This is a genomic window from Leptotrichia sp. oral taxon 879 str. F0557 (assembly GCF_000469385.1).
Taxonomy (GTDB): Bacteria; Fusobacteriota; Fusobacteriia; order Fusobacteriales; family Leptotrichiaceae; genus Leptotrichia; species Leptotrichia mesophila.
The window spans coordinates 1-5,319 of the sequence record NZ_KI271327.1 but is presented as its reverse complement, the minus strand read 5'-3'; the positions used below and the strand labels follow the sequence as shown (position 1 = coordinate 5,319).

Here is a 5,319-nt window from a genome sequence, read left to right as displayed (position 1 = left end):
AAACCCTAAATTTATATAATTTTTAGTAGTTTAAATTTAAGTAGGTTTGAGTATAAATATAAGAATTATTTCTAAATTTTTATAGTATTAGAAATAATTCTTTTTTTATGTATTATTTTTGAAATAAAAAATTATTAAAAAAATATTTGACTTTTTTAATTTTATAGGGTATATATTATTATGTGAACATATTCACATATATTAATATGAATTTTTAAAATAGAAAGGAAATAGTATAATGAAAGCGGTAGTGGTTAATCAAGAAGGAACTGGAATAGAAGTTGTAGAAAAAGAATTAAGAGGACTAAAAGCGGGAGAAGCGTTAGTTGATGTGGAATATTGCGGTGTTTGCCATACTGACTTGCACGTGGCTCATGGAGATTTTGGAAAAGTTCCTGGAAGAGTTTTGGGACATGAAGGAATTGGAATTGTAAGAGAAGTTGCTGATGGTGTAACATCACTAAAACCTGGAGATAGAGTAAGTATTGCTTGGTTTTTTGAAGGGTGTGGAAGATGTGAATACTGTATCAATGGACAAGAAACTTTGTGTAGAGATGTAATAAATGCAGGATATTCTGCTGATGGAGGAATGGCTGAACAATGTATCGTTACAGCTGATTATGCAGTAAAAGTTCCAGAAGGGCTGGATCCAGCTCAAGCCAGCAGTATTACTTGTGCAGGAGTTACAACTTATAAAGCAATAAAAGTTGGAAAATCTCAACCTGGACAATGGGTAGTAATCTACGGTGCTGGAGGATTAGGAAACTTGGCAGTTCAATATGCTAAAAAAGTATTTAATACTCATGTAATTGCTGTTGATATAAACGACGACAAATTGGCACTTGCTAAAGAAGTTGGAGCTGATTATATTATAAATGGTAAAAAAGAAGATCCTGTTGCAAAAATTAAAGAATTAAGTGGAATTGGAGCTCATATTGCTGTAGTTACTGCTGTATCAAAAGTTGCATTTAACCAAGCTATTGATTCAGTAAGAGCCGCTGGAAAAGTTGTTGCAGTTGGACTTCCATCAGAAACTATGGACTTGCCAATCGTAAAAACCGTATTAGATGGTATCGAAGTAATCGGATCACTTGTCGGAACAAGGGAAGATTTAAAAGAAGCATTCCAATTTGGAGCAGAAGGATTGGTTGTTCCTGTAGTTCAAACAAGAACTATTGATGAAGCTCCTGAAATCTTTAAAGAAATGGAAGAAGGAAAAATTCAGGGACGTATGGTAATCGATATGCACTTACATTCTTGTGGTTGCGGACATAAACATTAATTTGTTTAATTAAATTTATCTAAAATAAGCAAAGAAATGTAATTAACTTAACTGTTAGTTACATTTTTTATTTTAAAAAGCTTCTACTATAGATGAAGAAATATAGGAGACTCTTAAATAAAAATATTCAACTGTTAAAAATTGACAATATATTTTTAGTAACACTAGTTTATAAAAAGGGAAAAATTTAAAGATAAAAATCTAAAATAATAGTTCATATTTGTAATATGTAGATTATTATGGTATACTACATTTAAATCTATTTAATTTAAAATTTTAATACAAAATGAGAAATTATGGAGGTGTTCACAATGGGATTTCATGAGATTAAAATTCAGGATTTTGATTTAAATCCTTTTACAAGTACAGGTAAAGACTGGAGTCTTGTCACGGCGGGAGATGAGAACGGGATAAATACAATGACTGTCACGTGGGGAATGATGGGCTATCTTTGGCGAGGTCCTGTTATTTCAGTTTATATAAGACCTACAAGATATACTAAAAAATTTGTAGATGAGCAAAATTGTTTTTCTTTAAGTTTTTTTAATGGTTATAAAAAGGAACTTCACGTACTTGGACTGAAATCAGGAAGAGATGTAGACAAAATCGCAGAAGTTGGATTTAATCCAATATTTTTAGATGGTGTGCCTGCATTTGAAGAAGCAAAATTAGTTATTGTAGCCGAAAAATTATATATAGATGATATAAAACCTGAAAACTTCATAGATAAGAGCATACCTGAAAAACTATACACAAAGGAAGAGCCTCATATAGTTTATACAGGAAGAGTAAAGAAAATATACGTAAAAGACTGATTTTTATTATCTGCATAAATAATTACAATTAAAGGGAAACTCTTAAATTGAGTCCCCTTTTTTTATTAAAAGAAATTTCTTAGAAATTTATTGACAATCATTGGTTTGTCTGATAAAATTTTATGGGCATAAAGTTCATTTTTTTAGAAATTTATGCTGATTTTATATTTTATGGAGGTGAATGTTTTGAACGAAGAAGTCCCGGAAGAGAAACTGAATAATCTAAAATTTACTAACCTATGCAAATAAAGGGAATCTCTTCGTGTTGTTATTCTCCTTGTTTTAATTTGCATAAGAAGTAAAAAATTTAATAAATTGCAAAAAAGAAAGGAGATAACGATGGAAAACAACACTATTCAAACACTTATAAATGAAAAAAAATATTTTGAAATCAGAAAATATTTGAATGAATTAAATACTGTTGAAGTTTCAGAACTGTTAAATCAGTTTGAATCTTCTGAATTAATAATGATTTTTCGGCTACTTTCTAAAAATAGGGCAGCAGATGTGTTTTCATATTTGGATACAGAGCATCAAGAAATGATTATTAACACCATGACTGATGTCGAAACAAAAAATATATTTGATGAACTTTATTTTGATGATATTGTAGATATTATTGAGGAAATGCCGTCAAATGTAGTAAAAAAGATTTTGAAAAATACTGATGCGAAAGATAGACATTTGATAAACCAATTGTTAAAATATCCTGATAATTCAGCTGGAAGTATTATGACAACTGAATACATGGATTTAAAAAAGGACATGACTGTATCTCAAGCAATTTCAAAAATCAGAAATACTGTTGAAGATATGGAAAATGTTTATACTTGTTATGTAATTGATGAAGTTAGAAAACTAGAAGGAGTAATTTCCTTAAAGGAACTTATTACGAGTGAAGATGACGTTCCCGTCCAAAGTATTATGAATAAAAATGTAATAAGTGTACACACAAATGATGATCAGGAAAAAGTTGCTGAAATAATAAAAAAATATAATCTTATTGTTCTTCCAGTTACAGATGATGAAAATAGACTTTTAGGAATTATTACAATTGACGATATAATGGACGTTGTGGAACAGGAAGCAACAGAAGATTTTCATAAAATGGCCGGAATTTCACCAGTTGAGGAGTCTTACCTTAAGACAAGTGCTTTTACTATGGCAAGACAGAGAATCAGCTGGCTTATTGTGCTTATGATTTCTGCCACATTTACAGGAAGAATTATAAAAAGTTACGAGGATGTACTGCAGTCTGTAGTTATACTTTCCTCATTTATTCCAATGCTTATGGATACTGGAGGAAATGCAGGAGCACAATCTTCAACTATTGTAGTCCGTGCTTTAGCATTAGGAGAGGTCAATATAAAAGATACTTTTAAAATACTAAGAAAAGAGTTTCTTATTTCATTTATAGTCGCCATTGTTCTGGCAGCAATTAATTTTCTAAGGATTATATCTTTGACAAAAACTCCTTTGAATGTTGCCATAACAGTTTCGGTAACTCTTGTCTTTGTAGTTATAATTTCGAAAATAATAGGTGCTTTCTTGCCCATCATTGCAAAGACATTTAAAATGGATCCAGCAATAATGGCAGGTCCATTAATAACTACAATACTTGATGCCTTAACTCTTACTATCTATTTTAGATTTGCAACTATGTTTTTGAGCAACATCATAAAATAAATATTAAGTATCTATAAATAAAAAATAGGAAAGTAAGGAGGAAAAAATGAAAGAAATAATTGAAGCTCTTTTGAAAGAAAAAAAATACTTTGAAATAAAAAAACAGTTAAATGAATTAAATACAGTTGAAATTTCTGATATATTAAATCAGTTCAAATCGCCTGAACTTGTGATAATGATTTTCAGACTATTGAAAAAAGATAAAGCGGCAGATGTATTTCCATATTTAGATTCAGAACGTCAAGAAATGATTATTCATGCATCGACTGATATTGAAACACGTGAAATCTTTGACGAACTGTACTTTGATGATATTGTTGACATTATTGAAGAAATGCCGTCTAATGTTGTAAAGAAAATATTGAAAAATACTGATAAAAAAGACAGACATTTGATAAATCAACTATTAAAGTATCCTGAAAATTCAGCAGGAAGTATTATGACAACTGAATATGTCGATTTTCAAAAAAATATGACTGTTTCAGAAGCAATTGAATTATTAAGAAAAACAGGAAAAGATAAAGAAAATATATATACATGCTATGTCATAAGTGAAAATGGAAAACTCGAGGGAGTACTTTCACTAAAAGAATTAATTGCAAAAAAAGACAATACAGTAATTGAAGATATTATGAACAAAAAATTTGTAAGTGTTCACACAGATGACGATCAGGAAGTTGTTGCAGATTTGTTCAAAAAATATGATTTTATCGTTATGCCCGTTGTAGATCATGAAGGCAGAATTTTAGGAATTATTACAGTAGATGATGTAATGGATGTTGTCGATCAGGAAGTTACTGAAGATTTTCATAAAATGGCGGGGATTACTTCTTCTACTGATGATTCCTACTTAAAGACAAACGTTTTTACAATGGCAAGACAAAGAATTGGATGGCTTGCAGTCCTTATGATTTCTGACACAATTTCAGGAAATATAATACAAGGGTATGAAAAAGTACTTGCAAAATCAATTATTTTGACAGCATTTATTCCAATGTTAATGTCAAGCGGAGGAAATGTTGGGTCACAATCTTCAACTGTTGTAATCCGTTCACTAGCACTAGGGGAAATTTCTCCAAAAGATGCATTCAAAGTACTTAGAAAAGAATTTTCAATAGGTATTATGGTTTCAATAGTCCTATCAGTCCTAAATTTTGTAAGACTAATTACTTTGGAAAAAATAAATCCTACAATCGCCTTTATTGTTTCAATAACTCTTGTATTTACAATAATAATCTCAAAAATAGTAGGAGCATTGCTTCCACTTGGAGCAAAAATTTTAAAAGCAGATCCAGCTGTTATGGCAACTCCTTTAATAACTACTATTTCAGATGCTGTAACACTTATTATCTATTTTAAATTTGCTACAACATTCTTAAGACTTTAAAAAATAATATACATTTAGAAAACTTTAATTTTTACTTTTTTTTAAATAAAAATAGGGATGTTCCCAGACTCCCTATTTTTTAATAGACCTGTTCGACAAACCTATAGTTCAAAATTATATAGTAAAACCTATTTAAAACTGAACTAATT

4 protein-coding genes are annotated in these 5,319 nt (G+C 29.8%); all 4 read left to right on the top strand.

Going from position 1 to position 5,319, the window contains the following annotated elements:
* Nucleotides 1-238 precede the first annotated feature (238 nt).
* The 4 genes from adhP (at nucleotide 239) to mgtE (HMPREF1552_RS05775) (ending at nucleotide 5,170) form a co-directional block, all read left to right on the top strand.
* On the top strand, nucleotides 239-1,282 hold the full coding sequence (gene adhP, locus HMPREF1552_RS05790) for an alcohol dehydrogenase AdhP (RefSeq protein ID WP_021744185.1): 1,044 nt from the start codon (nucleotides 239-241) through the stop codon (nucleotides 1,280-1,282).
* Between the two features lie 311 nt (nucleotides 1,283-1,593).
* Nucleotides 1,594-2,097, top strand: coding sequence for a flavin reductase (locus HMPREF1552_RS05785; protein ID WP_039901276.1), 504 nt, complete (start codon nucleotides 1,594-1,596; stop codon nucleotides 2,095-2,097).
* Between the two features lie 339 nt (nucleotides 2,098-2,436).
* Entirely contained in the window at nucleotides 2,437-3,783 is a 1,347-nt protein-coding gene (gene mgtE / locus HMPREF1552_RS05780) for a magnesium transporter (protein WP_021744183.1), read from the top strand.
* Between the two features lie 46 nt (nucleotides 3,784-3,829).
* A complete protein-coding gene (gene mgtE, locus HMPREF1552_RS05775; RefSeq protein WP_021744182.1) occupies nucleotides 3,830-5,170 on the top strand; it encodes a magnesium transporter in 1,341 nt (446 codons plus the stop codon).
* Nucleotides 5,171-5,319: the final 149 nt, after the last annotated feature.